A 21,371-nucleotide genomic window follows, 5' to 3' on the forward strand; every position below is an offset into this window, starting at 1 on the left:
GCAGGTCATGCGGGGGTGCGGGAGAAAGTGGAGACCCTGAGCTGTATTGTTAAGCCGGGTCAGGCCGGGTAATGAAGCCTGACTTACGCGCTTTCTTCTTTTTTCTTATCCTTCTTGAGACTAAGCTCCGGCAGAGACTTCTCCTTAACAACCTGCTCGGTAATGACACAATCCTTAATGTCATCACGTGAAGGCACCTCGTACATCACATCAAGCATAATGCTCTCAATGATGGCACGCAGTCCACGGGCACCGGTGTTGCGCTTGATCGCTTCCTTCGCAATCGCTTCAAGAGCAAGCGGTTCGAACTTCAGAGCTACATTATCCATCTCCAGCAGCTTCACATACTGCTTCACGAGCGCATTCTTAGGCTCGGAGAGAATACGTACCAGGGTGCTCTCATCAAGCGGTTCCAAGGTCGAGATGACCGGCAGACGGCCGACGAACTCGGGGATGAGGCCGAACTTCAGCAGGTCCTCAGGCAATACCATGGACAGGTATTCACCGGCCTTGAGGTCCTTCTGTCCTTCCACCGCAGCGTTGAAGCCGATGACTTTTTTGCCGATACGGCGCTTGATCATTTGCTCCAGGCCGTCGAAGGCACCGCCCACGATGAACAGGATGTTCGTTGTATCGATCTGGATGAATTCCTGATGAGGATGCTTGCGTCCGCCTTGCGGTGGAACCGAAGCAACCGTACCTTCCAGAATTTTCAGCAGCGCCTGCTGAACGCCTTCACCGGATACGTCGCGGGTAATGGACGGATTCTCGGATTTACGCGCTACCTTATCAATTTCGTCTATATAGATAATGCCGCGTTCGGCTTTCTCTACATCATAATCAGCCGCTTGAATCAGCTTCAGGAGAATGTTCTCGACGTCTTCACCCACATAACCGGCTTCCGTAAGGGAAGTGGCATCTGCAATGGCAAAAGGCACGTTGATGATCTTCGCCATCGTCTGCGCCAGCAGGGTCTTACCGGAGCCTGTAGGTCCGAGCAGCAGAATGTTGCTCTTCGTCAGCTCCACATCTTCAATCTTGCTCTGGCTGTTCACGCGCTTGTAGTGATTGTATACAGCAACGGAGAGCGATTTCTTCGCTTGCTCCTGGCCGATAACATATTGGTCCAAGATATCGCGGATTTCCTTCGGTTTCGGAATATCCTTCATATCCAGCTCTTCCTCGTGGCCAAGCTCCTCTTCCACAATCTCTGTGCATAGCTCGATGCATTCGTCACATATATAAACGCCAGGTCCCGCTACGAGCTTACGAACCTGCTCTTGTGATTTGCCGCAAAAGGAACATTTCAACTGCCCTTTTTCATCATTAAATTTAAACATCTAACCACCCCTTTAAGATATGATCGGTGAAGAGAGTACCTGGTCAATGAGCCCGTATTCCTTCGCTTCTTCCGCGCTCATGAAGTTATCGCGGTCTGTATCCCGTTCGATTTTGTCAAGGGGCTGACCTGTGCGCTCTACATAAATCTGATTCAGCTTCTGCTTCGTCTTGAGAATCCAGTCGGTGTGAATCCAGATGTCGGACGCCTGCCCCTGAACGCCGCCGAGCGGCTGATGAATCATAACCTCGCTGTTAGTCAGCGCATATCTCTTGCCCGGCGCTCCGGCTGTCAGGAGCAATGATCCCATACTGGCTGCCATCCCTACGCAAATCGTTGAAACATCCGGTTTGATATATTGCATCGTATCATATATACCCATGCCGGCTGTAACAGAACCACCGGGCGAGTTGAGGTACAAGTGAATGTCTTTTTCGGGGTCATCTGCTGCCAGGAACAGCAACTGCGCAATAACCAGATTGGCGACATCATCGTCAATCGCACTGCTCAGGAAGATGATGCGATCCTTGAGCAATCTGGAATAGATATCGTATGAGCGTTCTCCCCGGCTTGTCGTTTCCACAACCATTGGTACCAGACTCATGCCACCAACCTCTTTTCTCTATACAGATTAGTCTTTCCGTTTCAGAAATATTTTAACACGTTCAAAGCGGGATGTCATTTATTCACTCGGTCCCTAAACCGCATTGTTCATGTGCATGCCATTATAACGCAATTCCACAGACAATGCCAATTGAAGGGTTCATGATATGTACTACCAAACGCCCGGCCCCCGATAAAAATAAGGCACGTAACAAAAACTTACGTGCCTTATCAAATCTCTATGGAGGCTAATGGATAGCCGTTCTAGGTAAGGGATTGAAGCTTACTCAGCCTTTGCTTCTTCTGCTGCCGCTTCTTCTGCAGGTGCTGCCGGAGCTTCAACTTCCACGCTGTTGCTAACGAGGAACTCGATTGTCTTGCGCAGGGAGATCTCATCGTTCAGGCTGCTCAGGGAACCATTGGCTGCCAGAATGCTGCGGATTTCTTCAGGAGAACGCTTGTAAGCTTCAGCCATAGTAGCCAGCTCTTGCGTAACTTCTTCTTCCGACACTTCGATCTTCTCTTCCTTAGCAATAACTTCCAGAACAAGGTTGTTACGAACGCGCTTCTCAGCATCGCCCTTCATTTGTCCTTGCAGGTCTTCACGGGTCTGGCCGGAGAAGCTAAGGAACATGTCCATGTTCATGCCCTGCTGGCGAAGACGGGTATCGAAGTCACGAACCATGTTCTCCACTTCGCTGGCGATCATAGCCTCAGGAATTTCAACTTCAGCATTTGCTGCTGCTGCGTCAACTACTGCGGATTCACGAACGCTCTTCAGCTCTTCCTGCTTGCGGGATTCGAGCTGTGCCTTCAGGTCTGCCTTGTATTCTTCCAGTGTGTCGAATTCACTAACATCCTTGGCGAATTCATCATCCAGCTCAGGAAGCTGTTTGCGCTTGATTTCGTGCAGCTTCACTTTGAATACAGCAGCTTTGCCTGCCAGTTCAGCAGCGTGATAAGTCTCAGGGAAGGTTACTTCAACATCCTTGAAGTCTCCAGTGGACATGCCCACTACCTGCTCTTCGAATCCTGGAATGAAGGAATTGCTGCCCAGCTCCAGGGAATGACGCTCAGCCTGTCCGCCTTCGAAAGGAACGCCGTCAACCGAACCGTCAAAATCAATTACAGTGATGTCGCCGTTCGCTGCTGCTCCTTCTTCGATAACAACAAGCTCAGCGTGACGCTCTTGCAGACGCTTCAGTTCAGCATTCAGCTCTTCGTCAGTTACTTCTGCCTTCTGTACTGGTACTTCCAGACCTTTGTACTCGCCCAGCTTCACTTCAGGCTTAACTGTGATCTTCGCTTTGAAGATGAACGGCTGGCCCTTAGCGAATTGCTCGATGTCCACTTCAGGACGGTCTACAGGGAAGATGTCAGTCTGTTCAACGGCTTCGCCGTAAGCTTCAGGAAGAAGAATGTCGATAGCATCCTGATACAGGCTTTCAACACCGAAACGGGATTCAAAAATCGGCCGTGGCACTTTACCTTTACGGAATCCAGGTACGTTTGCTTTCTTTACCACTTTATTAAAGGCTTTGTCGAGTGCTGCAGCTACGCGTTCCGCTTCAACTTCGACTTCAAGAACTCCGAGGTTCTTCTCTATTTTTTCCCAAGTTGCTTTCATAATATACTTTTCCCTCCAAAAATAGGTTACATTTTTACTTAAATAGTCCAACATTTCACGCACAGAATAACCACTATATTATATACAACATTACTTTATTTATCAAGTAGAGAACTCTTTACGAATCCCCTGAGTGAACGGTAGGCCCCCTCAAATTGGAAGCGCATGCTGTCCGTTATGCCATACATGCCCCGTGTTTCCTCTTCTTTGCGGTTCCCGTTCAGGCTCTCCGACACCATCTGGTGCAGGGCTCCCGCCCAAATATCCAGCTGCGAATACTCCCCGTCCAGCAGCTTGCGGTAATCCGCCGTCCCGTAGATGGACATGACGAACTGCCCCCACAGCTCCTGGGCAAAATAATACAGCGTCGGCTCATGCACCTCCGCCTGCTCAGCCACCCGTTCCAGCACCTGGCTGATCTGCGGCGGGAACTCGTCGTTCTGCAGCGGCACGGTCTCGATCTCCACCTCAGCAGCCTCATGGCCCCGGCTCAGCCTGATTGCCCCCTGCGCCCCTCTGCGCCGCAACGTCTGCAGTGTGCGGAATTGCAGCAGCGGATGCACCTCGGCCTGCTGCAGCCAGCCGGTCAGCGCTTCATCTACCCCGCTCCCCTCCAGGTAGGAGAGCTGCTCCAGCGCCAGTACTGTCGCTTCGGACAGCGGTTCATTCATGACCCGCTTCAGCAGTTTATCCGGGTACTCCGCATCCTCCTCCAACTTGGATCTGGCCAGAATCCGGGCCATATCCTCTTCCCCCAGATCCATCTCCTCCGCATCCGGGGCTCCGTTCCCGTCACCGCCCTGCGCCGCGTAGGGGAAGGCCGCCACCAGCCATTCCAGCAGCGACCGCCATTCCTCGTAGTGCCGCTCTTCCTGTCCCTGGCACTGCAGCAAAAAACGCAGCAGCTCCATCGCCTCCCCATAACGTTCACTCTCCAGCATAACTGTGAGCTGAATCTGATAGTAATCCAGGGTCTTGGGAAACAGCACGATGTTCTCTTTGGCGGGGGAATTGAATTGATTCATGAGGGCACCTCCTTTTCTCCGAACTGTAATCGCTTCTGAACCTTAATCAATTGTAGATTATAGCATATCCCTGCACGGTTTCAAAAAAACAAGTTGAAAAAGTTAACTATGTATGATAACATAATTTTTGCTTGCTTTTCAGTCAGTCATCATGTCCCGGTAGCTCAGTTGGATAGAGCATGCGCCTTCTAAGCGCACGGTCGGGGGTTCGAATCCCTTCCGGGACGTCAAAACAGCAGCCTTCCTTTGGGAAGGCTGTTTTGGCGTCCGGAGGATGAGAACCCAGCGCCAGCGGGGACGTTGGAGCATAAGCTTCGATAGCACTACTTCGCAATCAGCCCGAATGGGCTGTATCCCTTCCGGGACGTCAAAACAGCAGCCTTCCTTCGGGAGGGCTGTTTTGTCGTTCTGGGGATGAGAACCCAGCGCCAGCGGGGACGTTGGAGCATAAGCTTCGATAGCACTACTTCGCAATCAGCCCGAATGGGCTGTATCCCTTCCGGGACGTCAAAACAGCAGCCTTCCTTTGGGAAGGCTGTTTTGTCGTTCTGGGGATGAGAACCCCCTTTTATTTTGAGTAGGATCAATGTGGGCGCTTGGGTGGACGCTGCGCGAACGGACCGTTGTTCCAATCGCTGTGTTTTCCAGATTTTCCTCATTCCCCTTAGCGGTAAAAATCCAGAAACCAAGGCGAACGCTGCCGCTTTTACACAATCGTTCCGTCCTCTCCGCTGTTTGAGCGGGAAATGAACTTCCAAAGAAACCACTACTCTTGTCGTAGTGGAGGATGGGAACCAAACACAAACTATGCGGACTGGAGATCCCTTATTCCGGCGGATCACGCCTGTCCGCAGGGTCATGCGGACTCAGGGGCCGTTAAGTAACCCGTTTCTCCGCTTTTTCAGCTCGAATGAACACTTTAACGTCCACTGAGTCCGTTTAAGACAGCAAAGTTGGTTTTTTCGACGAATAGCGTCCCCTCAGTCCGGATAACTCAGCTGGTGGCTACATTCTATTCGTTCACCCTGAAGCAGTTCAAGTCCCACTATTAAGCATTTGCGCCTCAATATTCGCCTCAATATTTGCCGCAGCATTTCCTGAACTTTTTTCCGTTTCCGCTGGGGCAGGGTTCGTGGTTACATAATGTGTAGAATAACGCTGTTCCATCGCTACATCTCCAGTCTTCGAGAAGCGAAGCGGACGCTTGGGGCCCTTTCCCCTTTTGACATAAGCGGTATGGGATGGCTTCAGTTCATGCTCCCGTGCCTTCTGACGGATCAGTGACAGGATGAAGTTGAACTGCGACAGGTTGCCGCGAAGGACCCGTTCCAGATAAGGAACTTTGCCCAGACGCCACTCTTCTACCTGTTCAGGACTGACTGCTCCAAGTCTGAGAAAGACCTTCAAGGGAGTGACAACGCCCTTTCCCGCAATGAGCTTCTTAACAATTTCGCCCACTTTCTTGCTCAATTGCTGCCTATTCATGCATGCCTTCCTCCATATTCCTGCAGCGCCCGCACTTCTCCGGGAAGTAAATCCCATCCACCCGGTAGCAGCTAAAATCAAGGTGATCGAATACAAACGGATTGCCGCATTCGGTACACTGCAGCAGAACAGGATCGCGCGTGCGTCCGATCAGCGATTGCGCCCAGTCCAGAAGCAGTCCATGCCATGCGCTCTCGTCCAACCGGTCACCGGAACATAGGATTTTGAACAGAAATAAAAGAATCATGCCCCGGTTCCGTTCCTTCAGATACTCCATACTGACCGGCGTGATCCCTTGGTCCAGCCACTGCTCCCACTCCCGCAGCAGCTCCTCAGCCACCCGTTCCCGCCGGACGGTCCAGCCGTAGACGGGGAACTCGATCATGGGAAGCTTCCCGGATTCAATGGATACGCGGTCATCTGCTTCCGGTTCGGCTTAGGCGGTTGGTCTTCTTCGTGCTCACAGCGTTCTTCCTCCTTGTCCTTATAATGGGCACAGGCTAGTCCAGACTGCGCGTATTTTATAGTCCAATAATAGCATATCCAGACCGTGAAACAGGAGATTTAGTGGTGAGTTTCAGCGCTTCTCTGAGCCATCCGAAGCTTCCTCGATTACACAGCAAACAGGCTGCCCGCCATGAAACTTCCATAGCAGAGCAGCCTGTTCTTCCAGGATATAGCTCTATTCACCCGTTTGCATCCGTCTCAGCGTCCCCGGCGGCGGTTGCCCAGCCACAGCGGGAAGCGGAACATAAAGTTGATCAGCAGCACGACAAAGACCAGCACGGCAGCAGACTTATCCGCGATTTGCCGCGCATCCTCGACAATGGCCTCAGACTGCACGTACCACAGATGCACAGCCAGAGTCTCACCCGGTGAGAACAGGTTGAAGTCCCACATCTCGCCGGAGGTGCTGAGTCCGGCGGTCAGGAGGATGACCGCCGACTCCCCGAAGGCGCGTCCAGCCACCAGGCAGACGCCGGTGACGATGGCCGGAAGGGCTACCGGCACGACGACCTTGCGGATGACATGGAACTTCGTCATGCCGAGGGCATAGCCGGCTTCACGGATCTCGCCGGGAACCGCTCGCACCGCTTCCTCCGTGACGCGGGCCAGCATCGGCAGATTCAGCAGCGCCAGGCTGACTCCCCCGCCGAGGATCGTCAGGCCGACGCCGAAGTACTCGGCGAAGATCGCAAGGCCCAGCAGACCGAACACGATGGACGGCACCGAGGCCAGGGATTCCACGCAGATGCGCAGCGCACCCGTGAAGGCATTATCCGGCGCGTACTCCGCCATATAGATCCCTGCCCCGATCCCGATGGGAACCGAGATCAAGAGAGAGATGAACAGGATATAGAAGGAGTTGAACAGGACGGGACCAATCCCGCCGCCGGGATCGATCTCCTCCGGCTGCTTGAGCAGGAAATCAGGTCTGAGCGAAGGCAAGCCTTTGCTCAGGATGGTGAACAGCAGCCAGAAGATCAGCAGCATGACCAGAACGCCCAGCGTATAGAAGCCGATGGTAGCCAGTTTATTACGCCGCTGGGCTCTGGCCGTATGGCGTGTGCGCGTGAATCCGTTCATCAGGCATCCCTCCGTTTGCGGCCCAGGAGCCGGATAATCAGAATCAGTACAAACGAGATCAGCAGCAGCAGGAAGGCCATCATATGCAGGGAGTAGTTCCAGGTGGAGTCGAACTCCACGTTGGAAATCTGCATCACGATATTACTGGTCAACACCGAGGTGGGTGCGAACAGGCTCTTCGCCAGCTGCGGCGTATTGCCGATGACCATCACCACCGCCATGGTCTCCCCGACTGCGCGGGTCATGCCCAGAATCACTGCCGAGATAATGCCCCGGCTGGCAGCGGGCAGCACGACGCGCATAATGACTTGAAGGCGGGTCGAACCGAGCGCATAGGCAGCGTCGCGGTATTTGCGCGGAACAGCCACAATAGCATCATCGCTGATCCGGCAGATGGTCGGCAGTACCATCAATGCCAGCACGAGTGCGGCGGCGAGCAGTCCGTCCCCGAGACCTTCTCCGCTGACTCTGCGCAGGAAGGGCAGCAGCACGGTCAAGCCTAGATAGCCATATACAATAGAAGGAATACCGACCAGCAGATCCAGTACCGGACGGATGAAGCTCTTCAGCCACTTCGGGGCAATCTCCGCACAGAGCACAGCCATCCCAACCGAGATGGGCACGGCAATGACCAGGGTCAGCGCGGTAAGCGACAATGTATTTACGATGAAGGCGGCTGCGCCGAAGGCATCCTCTTCCGGCGTCCAGTTGAACGAGAAGAAGAAGTCCTGCGGGGAGATGCGGGTGAAGAGCAGCAGCGCCGTTTTGCCAATGAATACAATAACTAGTCCCAGCACAAGACAGAGCGCAAGGATGCTGAATAAGAAATAATAACGGGAGATGCTGTTGCCCAGCAGATGTCTGCGGTGCCTTTTGGTGTTACGTTTGACTTCCTCTAGGCTTGTCTGTGTCTTCGCTGTCAGGCTATGAACCGGTGCCCCCATACTTTCCCTCCTGTAAGAGGCCAACCCCGTATATCCCGGAGCTGGCCGCTGTTACCTATCAATCTATTGTGCTTGCTTGGTTCAAGGATATTAGGATTGCATAGCAGAGATTGGAATGAACTTAAGCTTCTTAAGCGAGCCCTGCTGGAACTTCTTGCTCTGTACATATTCGATGAATTCTTTGGTCGCGCCGGTCGGCTGGCCGTTCGTCATGTAGTAGCCGTAAGCCCAGATCTTGTATGAGCCGTTGATCACGTTATCCGTGTTAGCTTCCACACCGTTGAACTTCACAGCCTTGATGTCGCCGCCCGTTACATAGACAAGGTCGATGTATCCGATAGCATTAGGCGTTGTACCTACAGCTGTTTTCATGTCACCGCTGGAGCCGGTTTCCTTGTAGTTCTTCTCTTTCTTCACGATATCTCCGCCGCCCAGCGCTTTGGCCTGATAGTTAACGCGGGTCCCGGAACCGAAGGCACGGGTGATCACTACGATGTTTGCATCCGATCCGCCGACCTCTTTCCAGTTGGTGATTTTACCGGCGTAGATGCCTTTGAGCTGCTCTGTAGTCAGGTTGTCGACTCCGACATTCTTATTAACGATGGTTGCAAAAGGAATCACAGCGACCTTATTGGCCACTTGTCCGTCAAAGGCCTTGAAGCCCGGAACATCAATACTGGCATCCCAGTCGCAGGCTCCGATATCGGCAATACCTTTCTTCACGGCCTGCGGTCCAGTCACGGAGCCCTTGCCGGAAGCGGCGATCTTCACTTTAGGGTGAAGCTTCTGGAATTCCTTAGCGGCCTGCAGCGTCAGCGGAAGCAGTGCTGTAGAACCGTTAACGGTGATTTTACCCTTGAGGCTGTCCGCTGCTGCGGCCACCCCTGCAAAGGATGCGGTAACCGCGATCACCGCGGTGAGTGCTGTAACTGTGAATTTTTTGAATATCTTCATGTCTGAATTCTCCTCCCGGCGGTGTGCGCCGATAAATGTTGTAATTAATTAGCAACTTCCGGTGAGCCTGACAGTTGCAGCGCTTTGCCGTTCTGAATGACCAGTACCTTGCCGTCGCTGATGATCCCCAGCTTGCTGCCGTCTGCCGATACCGCTACTTCTGATACATCTTCGGCTGTCCGGTACAGTTCAACCGGAGCTGCGCTGCCTGCAATAGAGTAGATTACCGTGCTCCCGTCCGTTGTAGTCCCGGAGACTACGAGGCCCGTACTAACCCCTGTGGACCAGTTCACCTCTGCACCGAGGGCGATATCTGTGCTTTTACCATCTGCTGTAATCAGCTTTAGCGTGTTAGCGGCATTGCCGTCCGCATCCGCACTGAGGTATGATACGCTGCCGTTTGCCAGAATCTCAGGATACAGCTTGTTGTCAGGTGTAGTAGTCAACGCTGCCGGCTTAGCACCTTTGGTAGTAAGATCCAGCTTATAGAGCTGTTCTCCGGCCTTGCTGAAGTCTACTGTAAGTGAATCTTCTGTGCTGTCGGCATCATTCTTGGCGGTACCAGTGATGTTGACAATGTACACTGCGCTTTTGCCGTCTGCCGATACGCGAAGCTCCGATTTATTCTCTACTTTATCTTCAAGCAGAGCCTTGACCTCTCCGGTCTCTACTGAAATCTGTGCCAGCTTCTCCTGCTTGTCGCCCTGGACGAAATAGAGCGTCTTGCCGTCACTCGACCACACGATATCTGTCTTCACGCTGGTGTCCTTGCCGAGCGGACTGATTAAGCCGGTGGACAAGTTGATCAGCTTCAGCTGGCCGGTCTCATCGCTGAATGCGCCCCACTGCTGGTCGGCGGAGACTGCGAAATCCACCGCACTTTCGCTGGAAGAGAACAGATCATAGTTACCTGGAGTCTGAGTGAATTTATAGAGCAGGGTGGATTCAGCGTCGCTCTGATTCGCAATCAGGCCACCGTCAGCGCTCCAGTGAAGAGTGTCAAATGAACCGGCAGGCCGGGCGAAGCTCAGAATTGTGTGAGCATCGGCCTCCAGCTCACCGCCAAGCGCCGTAACCAGCTTCGTCAGCTCCACATACGTTTTGCTGTTACGCACTACCGGGGCCACTGTGAATTCCAGGGTCTCGCCATCAACCTGATAGCTTTTCACGCCTGCCTGTAGCTGCACACTATGTAGACCTTTGCTGTCATTGAGCTGGATTCCGCTGCTGCCATGCACAAGTCCTGCTCCCAGCTCTGCGGCTATCTGGCTCAATGAATAGAGCTTGTACCCGCCGCTGTTGATTGTGCTGAGTGTAACCGGCGTACCGTTGATATTCCAGGACATGCTGCCCTCTACGGCTGCTGCTGTCTTGACAGCTGCGGCACTTACTTGGCTGCTTGTCGCCAGAACACTAACAGCTCCCCCTGTTACGAGAAGTGCAGAAGCCAGAGCCGCGCCGATCCATTTACTATTCTTCAATTAGATTCACCCTTTTCCTATAGGTAACTGCTAATGTTATTTTCGTCTACGAGTGTCAATTCTGTTGCGTAGGAATGTTATGGAAATATTAACTGTAAAAATAATTACAAGCCCATAGAAAAAAGACCCGCCCGGGAACCCTCCCGGACCGGCCTATTGTAAACCCTGTGTTAATTCACAATCCAAGTCACGATAATCTCATTCCCGCCGCGCTCTGAAGCCGAGGGGCTGCCAATAATAGAATACGAATAGGAGCCATTCACTTTGCCGTTAATCAGCAGGTTGCGGCTGTCCACAATCTCTGTCCCGCGTTCCAGCTCCTTCTCTCTTACATACTTCTGATATGTAGTTCCAAGAGCGGCCATAGTCTCCTTCGTCTGATAGATCAGCATAGAGGATTTCTTCCCCTCTGACTGTTCACCTTGGGTAAAAGTAATACCTGCCCCTTCGGGAATCGGCAGATCCTCCGGCAGATATTGTTTTGCCTCCGTCTTCTCGTCCGCCAAGGTATGAAACCGTCCACCACCAACTGAATGGTCTGCATCGCCGCAGCCGCTAAGTCCAGCCGCAGCCAGCAGCACGCCTAGAGGAAGGAGCAGCTTATGTCCTGCCATAATTCCACCGCCTTTAGTGAATTGGGTTTCAGAATGCCGGTAAACATAGGATGTCCCTTTTATTACCCGGATCAAGGGTGGGAGTAACGGATAATCCTTACCATTTTATTTACTTTTTAAAATAATTTGTACGCTTCCAGAAAGAGTTTTACTTTTACATAGGAAATCATTAATATAATGAGTGAGCGCTCACTCATTATTGTGAGGAATGGAGGAGATTGGTGTGAATGAGGGAAAACCTGTCATTGCGGTTACTCATGTGAACCGGGCTTTTGGCAATAAAACGGTGTTGAAGGATATAACGCTTCAGGTGAATCAGGCAGAGACCTTCGGGATTCTGGGGCCATCCGGCTCCGGCAAAACCACGCTTGTCAAGCTGCTTACGGGCATAGATGAGGTAACCTCCGGTGAGGTCACCGTGCTGGGGGTGCGGATGCCGAAGCTTGCCATGCTCCAGCAAATTGGATATATGGCCCAGTCGGATGCCCTGTATACCGAGCTTAGCGCCAAGGAGAATCTGGAGTTCTTCGCTGCGCTCTATGGACTGAAGGGCGGCAACCGCACACGGCGGATTGGGGATGTGATGGAACTGGTGAATCTGCAGGAGCATCTGCGGAGGCGGGTGGACCAATACTCCGGCGGCATGAAGCGCCGGCTGTCCCTGGCGATTGCCCTGTTGCACGAGCCGCCGCTGCTGCTGCTGGATGAACCAACCGTCGGCATCGATCCGGTGCTGCGCCAGTCGATCTGGAAGGAGCTGAAGGCGCTGAACCGCAAGGGAACAACGATTGTCCTGACCACGCATGTGATGGATGAGGCAGAGAAATGTGACCGGCTGGCGATGATCCGGGACGGCGTACTGCTGGCGGCCGATACTCCGGCTGGACTGCTTCAGGCTACCGGCGCCGCCAGCATTGAGGAAGCCTTCCTCTATTATGGAGGTGTACGCCGATGAGAATCCGGGCCATTACCCTGAGAATTCTGCAGCAGTTCATCCATGACCGGAGAACCATGGCGCTGATGTTCATCGCTCCTCTGCTGGTGCTTAGCCTGATGAGCCTGGTGTTCGGCAGCGATGCTTATGAGCCTAGAATTGGCTTTTCGGGGGATGCGGCAGTGTTCAGTTCAGCGCTGGAAGCCCAGCAGGCTGAGGTTACCAGCTATGCTGATGAAGCATCCGGGCAGGACGCCCTGAAGGCGGGAGACATTGATGCTCTCCTTACAATGAAAGGAGACACTCCTGCTGTTGTCCTTGAAGGCAGCAACCCGGCGGCTAACCGCGCTGTGATCATGGCGCTCCAGGAAGCTGCGCAGAGCCTACAGCCACAAGCGCCGGGCGGCGGGCAGCTCCAGCCGCAGATCAGCTATCTCTACGGCGCGGAGGATATGAAGACGATCGATCGCTTCGGCCCGATTATGATCGGGGTGTTTGTGTTCTTCTTTGTCTTCCTGATTGCCGGTGTCTCCTTCCTGCGCGAACGGACCACGGGCACGCTGGAGCGTCTGCTCTCCACCCCGCTGAAGCGCTGGGAGATCGTCACCGGATATGTCTGCGGCTTCGGCATCTTCACCGTCTTTCAGGCCCTGCTGATCTCCTGGTTCTCGATCCAGGTGCTGGGGATTATGATGACAGGCAGCTTCGGCTACGTGCTGCTGATGACACTGCTGCTGTCGATGTCGGCGCTGACCCTCGGCACCCTGCTCTCGGCGTTCGCTGCCAATGAACTGCAGATGATCCAGTTCATCCCCCTCGTCATTGTGCCGCAGATCTTCCTGAGCGGATTATTTCCGCTGGATACCCTTCCCCTCTGGCTCCAGCGCATTGGACTCGCCACTCCGATGTACTACGGTTCACAGGCACTGATGGATATCATGGTACGCGGCAGAGGCTGGAGCGATATCGCCGGGGATGTGTTCATGCTGATCGGCTTCTCCCTGCTGTTCATGCTGCTGAATGTGTTGGCTCTGCGCAAGCACCGCAGAATGTGAAGGGTGAACGGGCTATGGTACACTAGGAGGAACTGCAAGAGTCTGGAGGTTCTATTAATGGAGAATAACCCTGCTGCCGATCAGGAGCAGCTGGAGCAAGACCAGTGGGTTCAGGAGCTGCTGGATCTCAGCGAGAAGGAGCAGGTCACACCTAAGCAGCTGTCCATTCTGCGGGCGGCGATTGATGTTTTTGCAGAGAAGGGATTCTCGGCGGCCGCCACCAGTGAGATCGCCCAGAAGGCGGGCGTGGCCGAAGGCACGATCTTCCGTTATTACCGGACCAAAAAAGATCTGCTGCTCGCCATCACGGTCCCCACCATGAGCCGGATGATCGCCCCATTCGTGCTGCGCAACTTCAGCGGTGTGCTGGATGTGCCGTTCGGGAGCTATGAGGATTTCCTTAAGGCCTTCATCGTGAACCGGCTGGAGTTCGTCCGCAGGAATCTGAAAATCGTCAAAATTCTCATTCAGGAGATCCCCTTCCAGCCTGCGCTGAAGGAGCAGCTGACCGAGAATATCTTCGAGCAGGTCCTGGCCCGTGTAACTGCAATTACCGAGCATTTCAAGGTGCAAGGTGAAGTGATTGACGCGCCTACTCCTGCGATTATACGCTTCACGATCTCGGCGATTGTCGGCTATCTGCTAGTACGGCTGGTGCTGATGCCGGAGCAGGATTGGAACGATGAGGCAGAGATTGAACAGACTATAAGCTTCATTCTGCACGGGATCGGCGGGAATGGATAAGACAGAAGCAATAAAAGGAAGTGAGTATACGTGGGTTATCAGGTGCCGGAACGGGTAATCAAGCTGCTGTGCGGAAATGCCGCTTTTGACCAGGGAGCGGCTTATTATCATGCCCATAAGGTAGACCTTGTCTATACGGAGCATAACGAGGAAGACGAATATTCTAAATACCGCGCTGAGGTCCATGGACTGGAGAGCCATGAGATTGCGCTGATTATCGACAGTGACGGGGATGTGCAGGGGGAATGTACCTGCCCGGCGTACTATCGCGGCGGACCCTTCTGCAAGCATATTGCGGCAGTGCTGATGACGGTCCTCTACCGCAGCCAGGCTGCCGGAGCTGAACAGGCTGAGGATATGCAGGCAGATGCGGAGGAGGCTTATCCCGCAAGGACAGGCAGTCTGCCGCTGGCGCAAGGCAGCTCCGCCCCTTCCGGGGCAGAGCAGAGGGAACGCAGCGGAGACCGGCAGCTGGTGAGCAGCATGCTCGGAATATTCACCGGAGGGCGGCAGCGGCCAAGCGGTGCAGGCACGTATATCGATCTGCGGACACCGCTCCAGGTCGAGTTCATCTGCCGGCCCTTCAACTTCAACTACGGCAGTACCATGCTTGGGATGGAAGTGAAGCTTGGTCCTAAGCGTCTTTATATCGTGCAGAAGATTAGACCTTTTTTGGAGCAGGTGCACCGGGGCGAGCCTTTTGAATTCACAGCGCATTTCAGCTATGATCCCGCCCTGCACAGCTTCTCCAAGGAGGATAATGAGGTCCTGCAGAAGCTGATTGAGATCATGCTGAATGAGAAGGTCTACCACAGTCTCACCAGCCCGTATGGTTCCCGCACTAACAATGCAGGGAACGACCGGCTGCTGCCTGTGGCCCCTTTTTTCTGGGAGAGTCTGTACCCCCTATTAGAAGCTGCGCCTGCCGTCCGCCTTCAGCATGGACAGCTTCTGCTGGACCGCTTGTCCCTCTCGGAGGAGCCGCTGCCGCTCAGCTTCCAGTTCGACCAGGCACAGGAGGACGGCTACCGGCTGGATGTCCGGGGGCTTGAACAGCTTATGATTCTGGAGAGCTACGGGCTGGTCTTGACCGAAGGCAGACTGCTGAAGCTCCCGGCGCAGGAATGCGGGCGGCTCTCCGAGCTGAAGCGGGTGCTCAGCGGCAGCCGGCGGGATAGCCTGGCGATTGCGCCTGAGCAGATGGAGCCCTTCATGGAAACCGTCATTCCCGGGCTGAAGAAGCTGGGCAGGGTGAGCATTGCCGACACCATTGCGGACCGGATCGTCCAGACCCAGCTTCACGCCAGACTCTACCTGGACCGGGTAAGGGACAGGCTGCTGGCCGGGCTGGAATTCCAGTACGGCGGAATTGTCATCAATCCGCTGGAGGAGAAGGCTCATGAGCGGAGCAGTGAAGTCATTCTGATGCGGGACGGGGAAGCAGAGCGGCGGATTCTGGACCTGATGGCCCATGAGTCCTTCTCACGGACGGAGAGCGGATATATCATGCGTGACGAGGACGGGGAATTCGACTTCCTGCACCATACCATCCCGCTGCTGGAGCCGCTGCTTCAGGTCTATGCGACCACTGCGGTCAAGGATCGGGTGCTAACGGAGCATGCAGCGCCCAAGGTCAGCCTGAGCTGGAACGAGAAGACTGACTGGCTGGACTTCAAGTTCGCCATGGAGGGCATCACGGAGAAGGACATTACCCAGGTCCTTAAGTCCCTTCAGGAAAAGCGTAAATATCACCGGCTCAAGGACGGAGCCCTGCTCCCGCTGGACACCGCAGAGTTCCAGGAGATTATCGCGCTGATGAACGAGCTCGGCGTCCGCAGCGTGGATATCCGGAGTTCGGAGTTCTCCCTGCCGCTGGTCCGCGCCCTCCATCTCCATGCAGGCACCTTCCAGGGGCAGACCATCGAGACCGGACGCTCCTTCCGGCGGCTGCTCGCCAATATGGCGAGTCCTGAGAATCTGGACTTCCCTGTACCCGGGAGTCTCGCTTCTATACTGCGGGATTATCAGCAATACGGCTTCCTGTGGATGAGGACGCTGGCCCATTACCGCTTCGGCGGGATTCTGGCGGACGATATGGGCCTCGGCAAAACACTGCAGAGCATCACCTTCCTGCTCTCGATGCAGGAAGACATCCGGCAGAGCGGCGTGCCTGCCCTTATTGTGGCGCCTGCCTCCCTGCTCTATAACTGGCTTAACGAGCTGAAGCGCTTTGCCCCGGAGCTGCAGGCAGTCATTGCCGACGGCAACGCCGGTGAGCGCAGCCGGGCCCTGCGGAACACGGCCGGGCATGATGTCATCATCACCTCGTACCCGCTGCTGCGCAGAGATGTGGATGAGTATGCCAAGCGGTCGTTCCATACGCTTATTCTGGATGAAGCACAGATGATTAAGAATCATGAGACTATGACTTCGCAGGCGGTCAGACTGCTTCAGGCCCGCTACCGCTTTGCGCTGACCGGAACACCGGTGGAGAACGCGCTGGAGGACCTGTGGTCGATCTTCAGCGTCGTCTTCCCCGGCTTGTTCCCCGGGAAGAAGGCCTTCCATGACCTTCCCCGGGAGACGGTAGCCAGGCGAGCCCGCCCCTTCCTCCTGCGCCGCCTGAAGAGTGATGTGCTGAAGGAGCTGCCGGACAAAATCGAGTCCCTCCAGGCCTCCGAGCTGCTGCCGGAGCAGAAACGGCTCTATGTCGCCTACCTGGCCCGCCTGCGCAAAGAAGCGCTCAAGCATCTGGACAGCGACAGCTTCGGCAATGGCCGGATCAAGGTGCTGGCCGGACTGACCCGGCTGCGCCAGCTATGCTGCCATCCGGCCCTGTTCGTGGACGGATATACCGGCGGCTCCGGCAAATTCGAGCAGCTGCTGGAGATCATCGACGAATGCCGCAGCTCCGGCAAACGGATGCTGATCTTCTCGCAGTTCACGCAGATGCTCGGTATGATCGGGCGCGAGCTGGCGCTGCTCGGGATTCCGCATTTCTGTCTGGACGGACAGACCCCGGCCTCCCAGCGGGTTGAGCTATGCAGCCGTTTCAATGAAGGCGAGCGCGACCTGTTCCTGATCTCGCTGAAGGCGGGCGGCACCGGCCTCAACCTGACCGGTGCCGACACGGTCATTCTCTACGACCTGTGGTGGAACCCTGCTGTCGAGCAGCAGGCCGCCGACCGCGCCCACCGGATCGGGCAGAAAAAAATCGTCCAGGTTATCCGCCTGGTAGCCCAGGGTACCGTAGAGGATAAGATGTACGAGCTGCAGCAGAAGAAGAAAAACCTGATTGACGAGGTAATCCAGCCGGGACAGGAGGCGTTGTCGAGCCTCAGCGAGCAGGACATCCGCGAGATCCTCTCCATCTGAGTTGAACAATATAAACAGGGACCTTCTGAGCGAGCAGCTCTGCAAGGTCCCTGTTTCATTTTACAACCGGAAAGTCCGGAATAATACCTAATCCTCTATACGTCTGAGCTTAATTTCTCATGCGTCACTACACGGTGTGCATTCACCAGCTGGCCGGTTGATGTCTTGCCCCACACGGATATTCCAATCTCATCTTCGTCCACTTCTCCAGTGATGAACACAAATTCATAGGCATTCAGATCGGCAAAATAATCCCGGGTCACCACCTGATTCGGAGCAACATCAATCACCTCACTGACATACAGCGTTCTGGTAGCGCCCAGCACGTATCCCTGAATACTAATAGAGGTGCTGCCTGGAGCACTCCGCTTGACCACTCTTACCGTCACTGTCTGCGTAGGTCTGACTCCCGAAACGGCATTGTTCTCTATCGGTCCTGTTGACAAAATCGCCATCCTGTCTCGTCCTCCCTTGAAGTTCTAGTGTCAAAGTACGATATATTCATATTCGGACTTTCCTGTAACGGTGTGGACACAGGCCTGAGCCTATTCACCAATGACTGCAGGCACGCATATCCTTGAATAAGGAAAGACCGCCCATGCGCTGCACTTTTATGTATACGAACGCCGAACGGAAGAAGGGACTCCCATGCCCCCTGCAGGAAAAGGAAAGAGGCCCGCCGCCAAAAAAACACCGTCCAGCTCCAAAACCCAGACCCCTAAAGGGCTTGAATTCGCCGTAGCTGCACTTCTATTGACCGGCAAGCTGAAAGTAGACTCTATCCAGATGTACACGGACGCGTCGATGTTCGTCAGTCTGGTAGGCAAATATAAAACCCTAAGCGAGCTAAGTAGTGACAATGTCGATAAGCTGGTCAGCTTCCTCGATGACAACAGCAGCCTGACGCTGAACGAGATCATGACCGCTTTGAAAAAGAAAGCCGAAAACACCTGAACACATCCGGAAGTGAAAGGGAGGGACGGGGTTATGGACAGTTTTGACGGAGAAGGATTTGCCGGCGGGATCCTGCTGGTCATTGTAATTATGCTGCTGATTTATGGTTCAACGGACATCAAGAACCTGACAGGTGCGCCTAGTGACGTGTGATTCTTAACGGTTGGGCTTCTGCTGCACGGTAATCCGCTCTTGCTTTCTCCCAGAAATTCGCTATACTGATACAAATCCATATTCAATCGATGACCGGGAGAGTAATGGTCTTATATCTAGTCCCCAGCGAGCCGGAAAAGTGAAAGCCGGTACAGATTAGAACCATGAAGCGCACCCGTGAGATGGACTTCTGAACCTTGTAGTAGGAAGCCCCGGCCGAGGACCGTTAACCTGTAAGGTGGCTAAACCGTAAGGCTTTAGCAACGAGAGTGGTACCGCGAGCGCACAAGCCTCGTCTCTTAGGAGATGAAGGCTTTTTTGTCGTTATTTTATTCAGGAGGTTGTTATTCATGCCAATGTTAAGTGAGCTCATTCAAGAAAGCCTGAAGCAGTCTGTTCACACAATCGCACTAACCCTGGGCGTACCTGCTATCGCTGAAGTCAATGTTGCCCTGGAGCAGCCGGCGAGTGCCGACCACGGGGATTATTCCAGCAATATCGCCATGCAGCTCGCCCGCTCTTTGCGCAAAGCTCCACTGGTTATCGCCAGGCTGATCGTCGCCGAGCTCGAAGCATCGGGCTCGGTTCACGGACTGGTGCTGAGAACTGAGGTTGCCGGTCCGGGATTTATTAATATGTATCTGGATTGGCAAGCCTGGGCACGGGCGAAGGAGAATTTCACGCTGCCTCAGCATGCAGGGGGGTCGAAGGTGATCGTCGAGCATACTTCCGTCAACCCGAATAAAAGTATGCATATCGGCCATTTGAGAAACTCCTGTATCGGGGACGCGCTGGTGAGGGTACTGCGGGCGACCGGCCATACCGTTGAGGTGCACAACTATGTGGATGATCTCGGCAATCAGCTGGCTGATACTGTAGCCGGTCTGCTGAATGTTCCACTGGAGGGAGAACATGTAAGGTTCGGAGATTACTGCTGGGACATCTATGCCGAGATTAACAAAACTTACGCGCAGCAGCCAGAGATGGTGCAGAAACGGACCGAGATTCTTCATGCGCTGGAGGAAGGCCATGGTAATACTGCCTGGATTGGCAACCTCGTCGCCGGGCAGATCGTGAAAGAACATGTGGAGGAGATGCGGGGGTTCGGCATTGACTACGATCTGCTGGTGTGGGAGAGCAGCATTCTGAAGGAGGGCTTCTGGGCCTCGGCGTTCGAGCTGCTGTCGCAGACAGAGATCTTCGTGCAGGAGACCGAAGGTAAGCTGGCAGGCTGCTGGATTCTGAAGCAACCCGCTGAAGACACCGTACCGGACACTCAGGAGGAGCATCAGAAGGATAAGGTGCTGGTGCGCTCGAACGGAATTCTGACCTATACTGCCAAGGACATCGCCTATCATCTGTGGAAGTTCGGACTGCTGGAGAAGGATTTCAGCTACAACGAATTTCAGAGCGGACTGTGGACGACCGGCTTGAGCGGACAGGCTCTGCCTTTTGGACGGGCGGACCAGGTCGTGAACGTCATCGATTACCGGCAGGAATATCCGCAGCTGATGGTCAAGCAGGCACTCAAGGCACTGGGATTCGGTACGCAGGCAGACGCGCTTCATCATGTCAGCTATGGGGTGGTCTCGCTGAGTCCCGCTTCTGCGGCAGGGCTGGGCATTGATACCTCCAGCGGCAAAAGCTCCTACGCCATGTCCGGGCGCCAGGGAATCGGCATTAAGGTAACCGAGCTGGTCCGGCTCATGGAAGACATGATTGAATCCACCCGTTCGGACAAAAACGGCCTGTCCAGCCGGCTCATCGCCACCGCTGCCATCCGTTACTACCTGCTGCGCTTCAATCTGGGCACCGAGATTGTGTTCGACTTCAAGCAGGCGATGGAAATCTCCGGCAACACCGGCGTCTACCTGATGTACGCCTACGCCCGGGCCCAGCGCGTGCTTAGTAAGGCCGCTTCGGCGGGTGATGTGAGTGGCGTGGGCGAGAGCGGTGTTAGCGAGTCCGGCGTTAGCGAGTCTGGCGCTGGAGGGGTGCCGCTGTTCCCGGCGCAGCTCGAAGCGGCTGAGCTTGCCTTGCTGAGACAGCTCAGCTTGTGGCAAGACACACTCTATACAGCAAGCCGGGAGCTTACGCCGAATACGATCTGTAACTACGCCTATTCCCTGGCCTCGTTATTCAGCAACTTCTACTCAGCTTGTCCAATTCTCAAAGGCGGGGAAGCCAGCATCACCTTCCGCCTGTGGCTGACCCGGAGCTTCACCGATACGCTGGGCGAAGCCCTCGACGTACTCGGCCTGCCTAAGCCGGAGCGGATGTAGACATACTGAGTCTTCATCTGCTTAAAATTCTCTATCGAATGAATGAGCAGGAACCTATGTGGTCCGTGCAGCTTGCACGGCTCTCCCTTCTCCATCCGCTCACATCTGGTGAATTCAGGTGTACTTATACACCTCATTTGCTCGTTTGGCTCACATCTGGTGAATTCAAGTGTACTTATACACCTCATTTGCTCGTTTGGCTCACATCTGGTGAA

At 54.5% G+C, this 21,371-nt stretch carries 18 protein-coding genes, 1 tRNA gene and 1 other annotated feature; of the genes, 7 read left to right on the forward strand and 12 right to left on the reverse strand.

The genetic code is table 11. The features are described 5' to 3' along the window. Positions 1–83: 83 nt before the first annotated feature. The 4 genes from clpX to NYE24_RS13080 all read right to left on the reverse strand — a co-directional run bounded on the left by clpX (position 84) and on the right by NYE24_RS13080 (position 4,594). The gene (gene clpX / locus NYE24_RS13065) at positions 84–1,340 is read right to left on the reverse strand and encodes an ATP-dependent Clp protease ATP-binding subunit ClpX (protein WP_036697574.1); all 1,257 of its coding nucleotides are present in this window, start codon (positions 1,338–1,340) and stop codon (positions 84–86) included. A gap of 12 nt (positions 1,341–1,352) precedes the next feature. Beyond that, a complete protein-coding gene (clpP, locus tag NYE24_RS13070; protein ID WP_036697575.1) occupies positions 1,353–1,943 on the reverse strand; it encodes an ATP-dependent Clp endopeptidase proteolytic subunit ClpP in 591 nt (196 codons plus the stop codon). A gap of 282 nt (positions 1,944–2,225) precedes the next feature. Next, positions 2,226–3,569, reverse strand: coding sequence for a trigger factor (gene tig, locus NYE24_RS13075; RefSeq protein ID WP_076159905.1), 1,344 nt, complete (start codon positions 3,567–3,569; stop codon positions 2,226–2,228). A gap of 95 nt (positions 3,570–3,664) precedes the next feature. Beyond that, a complete protein-coding gene (locus NYE24_RS13080; protein ID WP_036697578.1) occupies positions 3,665–4,594 on the reverse strand; it encodes a hypothetical protein in 930 nt (309 codons plus the stop codon). Between the two features lie 153 nt (positions 4,595–4,747). On the opposite strand from NYE24_RS13080, the gene NYE24_RS13085 reads away from it, so the two are divergent. Further along, positions 4,748–4,821, forward strand: a tRNA-Arg gene (locus tag NYE24_RS13085). Between the two features lie 808 nt (positions 4,822–5,629). Here the strand turns inward: NYE24_RS13085 and NYE24_RS13090 are convergent. The 7 genes from NYE24_RS13090 to NYE24_RS13120 form a co-directional block, all read right to left on the reverse strand. Then, the gene (locus NYE24_RS13090; RefSeq protein WP_342478842.1) at positions 5,630–6,079 is read right to left on the reverse strand and encodes a hypothetical protein; all 450 of its coding nucleotides are present in this window, start codon (positions 6,077–6,079) and stop codon (positions 5,630–5,632) included. After that, positions 6,072–6,464 carry a hypothetical protein gene (locus NYE24_RS13095; protein WP_341026614.1) on the reverse strand — a complete coding sequence of 131 codons (393 nt, stop codon included), beginning with the start codon at positions 6,462–6,464 and terminating at the stop codon, positions 6,072–6,074. Before NYE24_RS13095 ends, NYE24_RS13090 begins: the two co-directional genes overlap by 8 nt. A gap of 320 nt (positions 6,465–6,784) precedes the next feature. After that, the gene (gene pstA, locus NYE24_RS13100; RefSeq protein ID WP_036697581.1) at positions 6,785–7,666 is read right to left on the reverse strand and encodes a phosphate ABC transporter permease PstA; all 882 of its coding nucleotides are present in this window, start codon (positions 7,664–7,666) and stop codon (positions 6,785–6,787) included. Beyond that, a complete protein-coding gene (pstC, locus tag NYE24_RS13105) occupies positions 7,666–8,610 on the reverse strand; it encodes a phosphate ABC transporter permease subunit PstC (RefSeq protein WP_036697583.1) in 945 nt (314 codons plus the stop codon). The genes pstA and pstC overlap by 1 nt, the downstream gene beginning before the upstream one ends. A gap of 90 nt (positions 8,611–8,700) precedes the next feature. Next, a complete protein-coding gene (locus NYE24_RS13110; RefSeq protein ID WP_036697584.1) occupies positions 8,701–9,564 on the reverse strand; it encodes a phosphate ABC transporter substrate-binding protein in 864 nt (287 codons plus the stop codon). Between the two features lie 44 nt (positions 9,565–9,608). Continuing rightward, entirely contained in the window at positions 9,609–11,045 is a 1,437-nt protein-coding gene (locus tag NYE24_RS13115) for a stalk domain-containing protein (protein WP_342478843.1), read from the reverse strand. Positions 11,046–11,215: 170 nt separating this feature from the next. Next, positions 11,216–11,659, reverse strand: a complete 444-nt coding sequence (locus tag NYE24_RS13120; protein WP_036697587.1) for a hypothetical protein — start codon at positions 11,657–11,659, stop codon at positions 11,216–11,218. Between the two features lie 208 nt (positions 11,660–11,867). Between NYE24_RS13120 and NYE24_RS13125 the strand changes: the two genes are divergently transcribed. Genes NYE24_RS13125 through NYE24_RS13140 form a run of 4 tightly spaced genes read left to right on the forward strand, consistent with a single transcriptional unit; the run spans position 11,868 to position 17,767 of the window. Continuing rightward, on the forward strand, positions 11,868–12,614 hold the full coding sequence (locus NYE24_RS13125) for an ABC transporter ATP-binding protein (RefSeq protein WP_036697591.1): 747 nt from the start codon (positions 11,868–11,870) through the stop codon (positions 12,612–12,614). Further along, positions 12,611–13,648, forward strand: coding sequence for an ABC transporter permease (locus tag NYE24_RS13130; protein ID WP_036697593.1), 1,038 nt, complete (start codon positions 12,611–12,613; stop codon positions 13,646–13,648). Before NYE24_RS13125 ends, NYE24_RS13130 begins: the two co-directional genes overlap by 4 nt. A gap of 57 nt (positions 13,649–13,705) precedes the next feature. Beyond that, positions 13,706–14,392 carry a TetR/AcrR family transcriptional regulator gene (locus NYE24_RS13135; protein WP_051493831.1) on the forward strand — a complete coding sequence of 229 codons (687 nt, stop codon included), beginning with the start codon at positions 13,706–13,708 and terminating at the stop codon, positions 14,390–14,392. Positions 14,393–14,422: 30 nt separating this feature from the next. Beyond that, positions 14,423–17,767 carry an SNF2 helicase associated domain-containing protein gene (locus NYE24_RS13140; RefSeq protein WP_342478844.1) on the forward strand — a complete coding sequence of 1,115 codons (3,345 nt, stop codon included), beginning with the start codon at positions 14,423–14,425 and terminating at the stop codon, positions 17,765–17,767. A gap of 95 nt (positions 17,768–17,862) precedes the next feature. Here the strand turns inward: NYE24_RS13140 and NYE24_RS13145 are convergent, their stop codons facing one another. Next, entirely contained in the window at positions 17,863–18,222 is a 360-nt protein-coding gene (locus tag NYE24_RS13145) for a hypothetical protein (protein ID WP_036697597.1), read from the reverse strand. A gap of 193 nt (positions 18,223–18,415) precedes the next feature. Between NYE24_RS13145 and NYE24_RS13150 the strand changes: the two genes are divergently transcribed. Both NYE24_RS13150 and argS read left to right on the forward strand, forming a co-directional pair. Further along, entirely contained in the window at positions 18,416–18,721 is a 306-nt protein-coding gene (locus tag NYE24_RS13150) for a hypothetical protein (protein ID WP_036697600.1), read from the forward strand. Positions 18,722–18,954: 233 nt separating this feature from the next. After that, positions 18,955–19,177: a binding site (T-box leader), on the forward strand. A gap of 53 nt (positions 19,178–19,230) precedes the next feature. Next, complete coding sequence (argS, locus tag NYE24_RS13155) at positions 19,231–21,156, forward strand: arginine--tRNA ligase (RefSeq protein WP_342479236.1); 1,926 nt, start codon at positions 19,231–19,233, stop codon at positions 21,154–21,156. Positions 21,157–21,371: the final 215 nt, after the last annotated feature.

It is taken from the genome of Paenibacillus sp. FSL H7-0350, from assembly GCF_038593195.1.
Lineage (GTDB): Bacteria > Bacillota > Bacilli > Paenibacillales > Paenibacillaceae > Paenibacillus_AQ.

Excerpts from the sequence above, each read along its gene's own strand:
- clpX (WP_036697574.1), bottom strand. The coding sequence starts at position 1,340 with ATGTTTAAATTTAATGATGAAAAAGGGCAGTTGAAATGTTCCTTTTGC.
- clpP (WP_036697575.1), bottom strand. The coding sequence starts at position 1,943 with ATGAGTCTGGTACCAATGGTTGTGGAAACGACAAGCCGGGGAGAACGC.
- tig (WP_076159905.1), bottom strand. The coding sequence starts at position 3,569 with ATGAAAGCAACTTGGGAAAAAATAGAGAAGAACCTCGGAGTTCTTGAA.
- NYE24_RS13080 (WP_036697578.1), bottom strand. The coding sequence starts at position 4,594 with ATGAATCAATTCAATTCCCCCGCCAAAGAGAACATCGTGCTGTTTCCC.
- NYE24_RS13090 (WP_342478842.1), bottom strand. The coding sequence starts at position 6,079 with ATGAATAGGCAGCAATTGAGCAAGAAAGTGGGCGAAATTGTTAAGAAG.
- NYE24_RS13095 (WP_341026614.1), bottom strand. The coding sequence starts at position 6,464 with ATGATCGAGTTCCCCGTCTACGGCTGGACCGTCCGGCGGGAACGGGTG.
- pstA (WP_036697581.1), bottom strand. The coding sequence starts at position 7,666 with ATGAACGGATTCACGCGCACACGCCATACGGCCAGAGCCCAGCGGCGT.
- pstC (WP_036697583.1), bottom strand. The coding sequence starts at position 8,610 with ATGGGGGCACCGGTTCATAGCCTGACAGCGAAGACACAGACAAGCCTA.
- NYE24_RS13110 (WP_036697584.1), bottom strand. The coding sequence starts at position 9,564 with ATGAAGATATTCAAAAAATTCACAGTTACAGCACTCACCGCGGTGATC.
- NYE24_RS13120 (WP_036697587.1), bottom strand. The coding sequence starts at position 11,659 with ATGGCAGGACATAAGCTGCTCCTTCCTCTAGGCGTGCTGCTGGCTGCG.
- NYE24_RS13125 (WP_036697591.1), top strand. The coding sequence starts at position 11,868 with ATGGAGGAGATTGGTGTGAATGAGGGAAAACCTGTCATTGCGGTTACT.
- NYE24_RS13130 (WP_036697593.1), top strand. The coding sequence starts at position 12,611 with ATGAGAATCCGGGCCATTACCCTGAGAATTCTGCAGCAGTTCATCCAT.
- NYE24_RS13135 (WP_051493831.1), top strand. The coding sequence starts at position 13,706 with ATGGAGAATAACCCTGCTGCCGATCAGGAGCAGCTGGAGCAAGACCAG.
- NYE24_RS13145 (WP_036697597.1), bottom strand. The coding sequence starts at position 18,222 with ATGGCGATTTTGTCAACAGGACCGATAGAGAACAATGCCGTTTCGGGA.
- NYE24_RS13150 (WP_036697600.1), top strand. The coding sequence starts at position 18,416 with ATGCCCCCTGCAGGAAAAGGAAAGAGGCCCGCCGCCAAAAAAACACCG.
- argS (WP_342479236.1), top strand. The coding sequence starts at position 19,231 with ATGTTAAGTGAGCTCATTCAAGAAAGCCTGAAGCAGTCTGTTCACACA.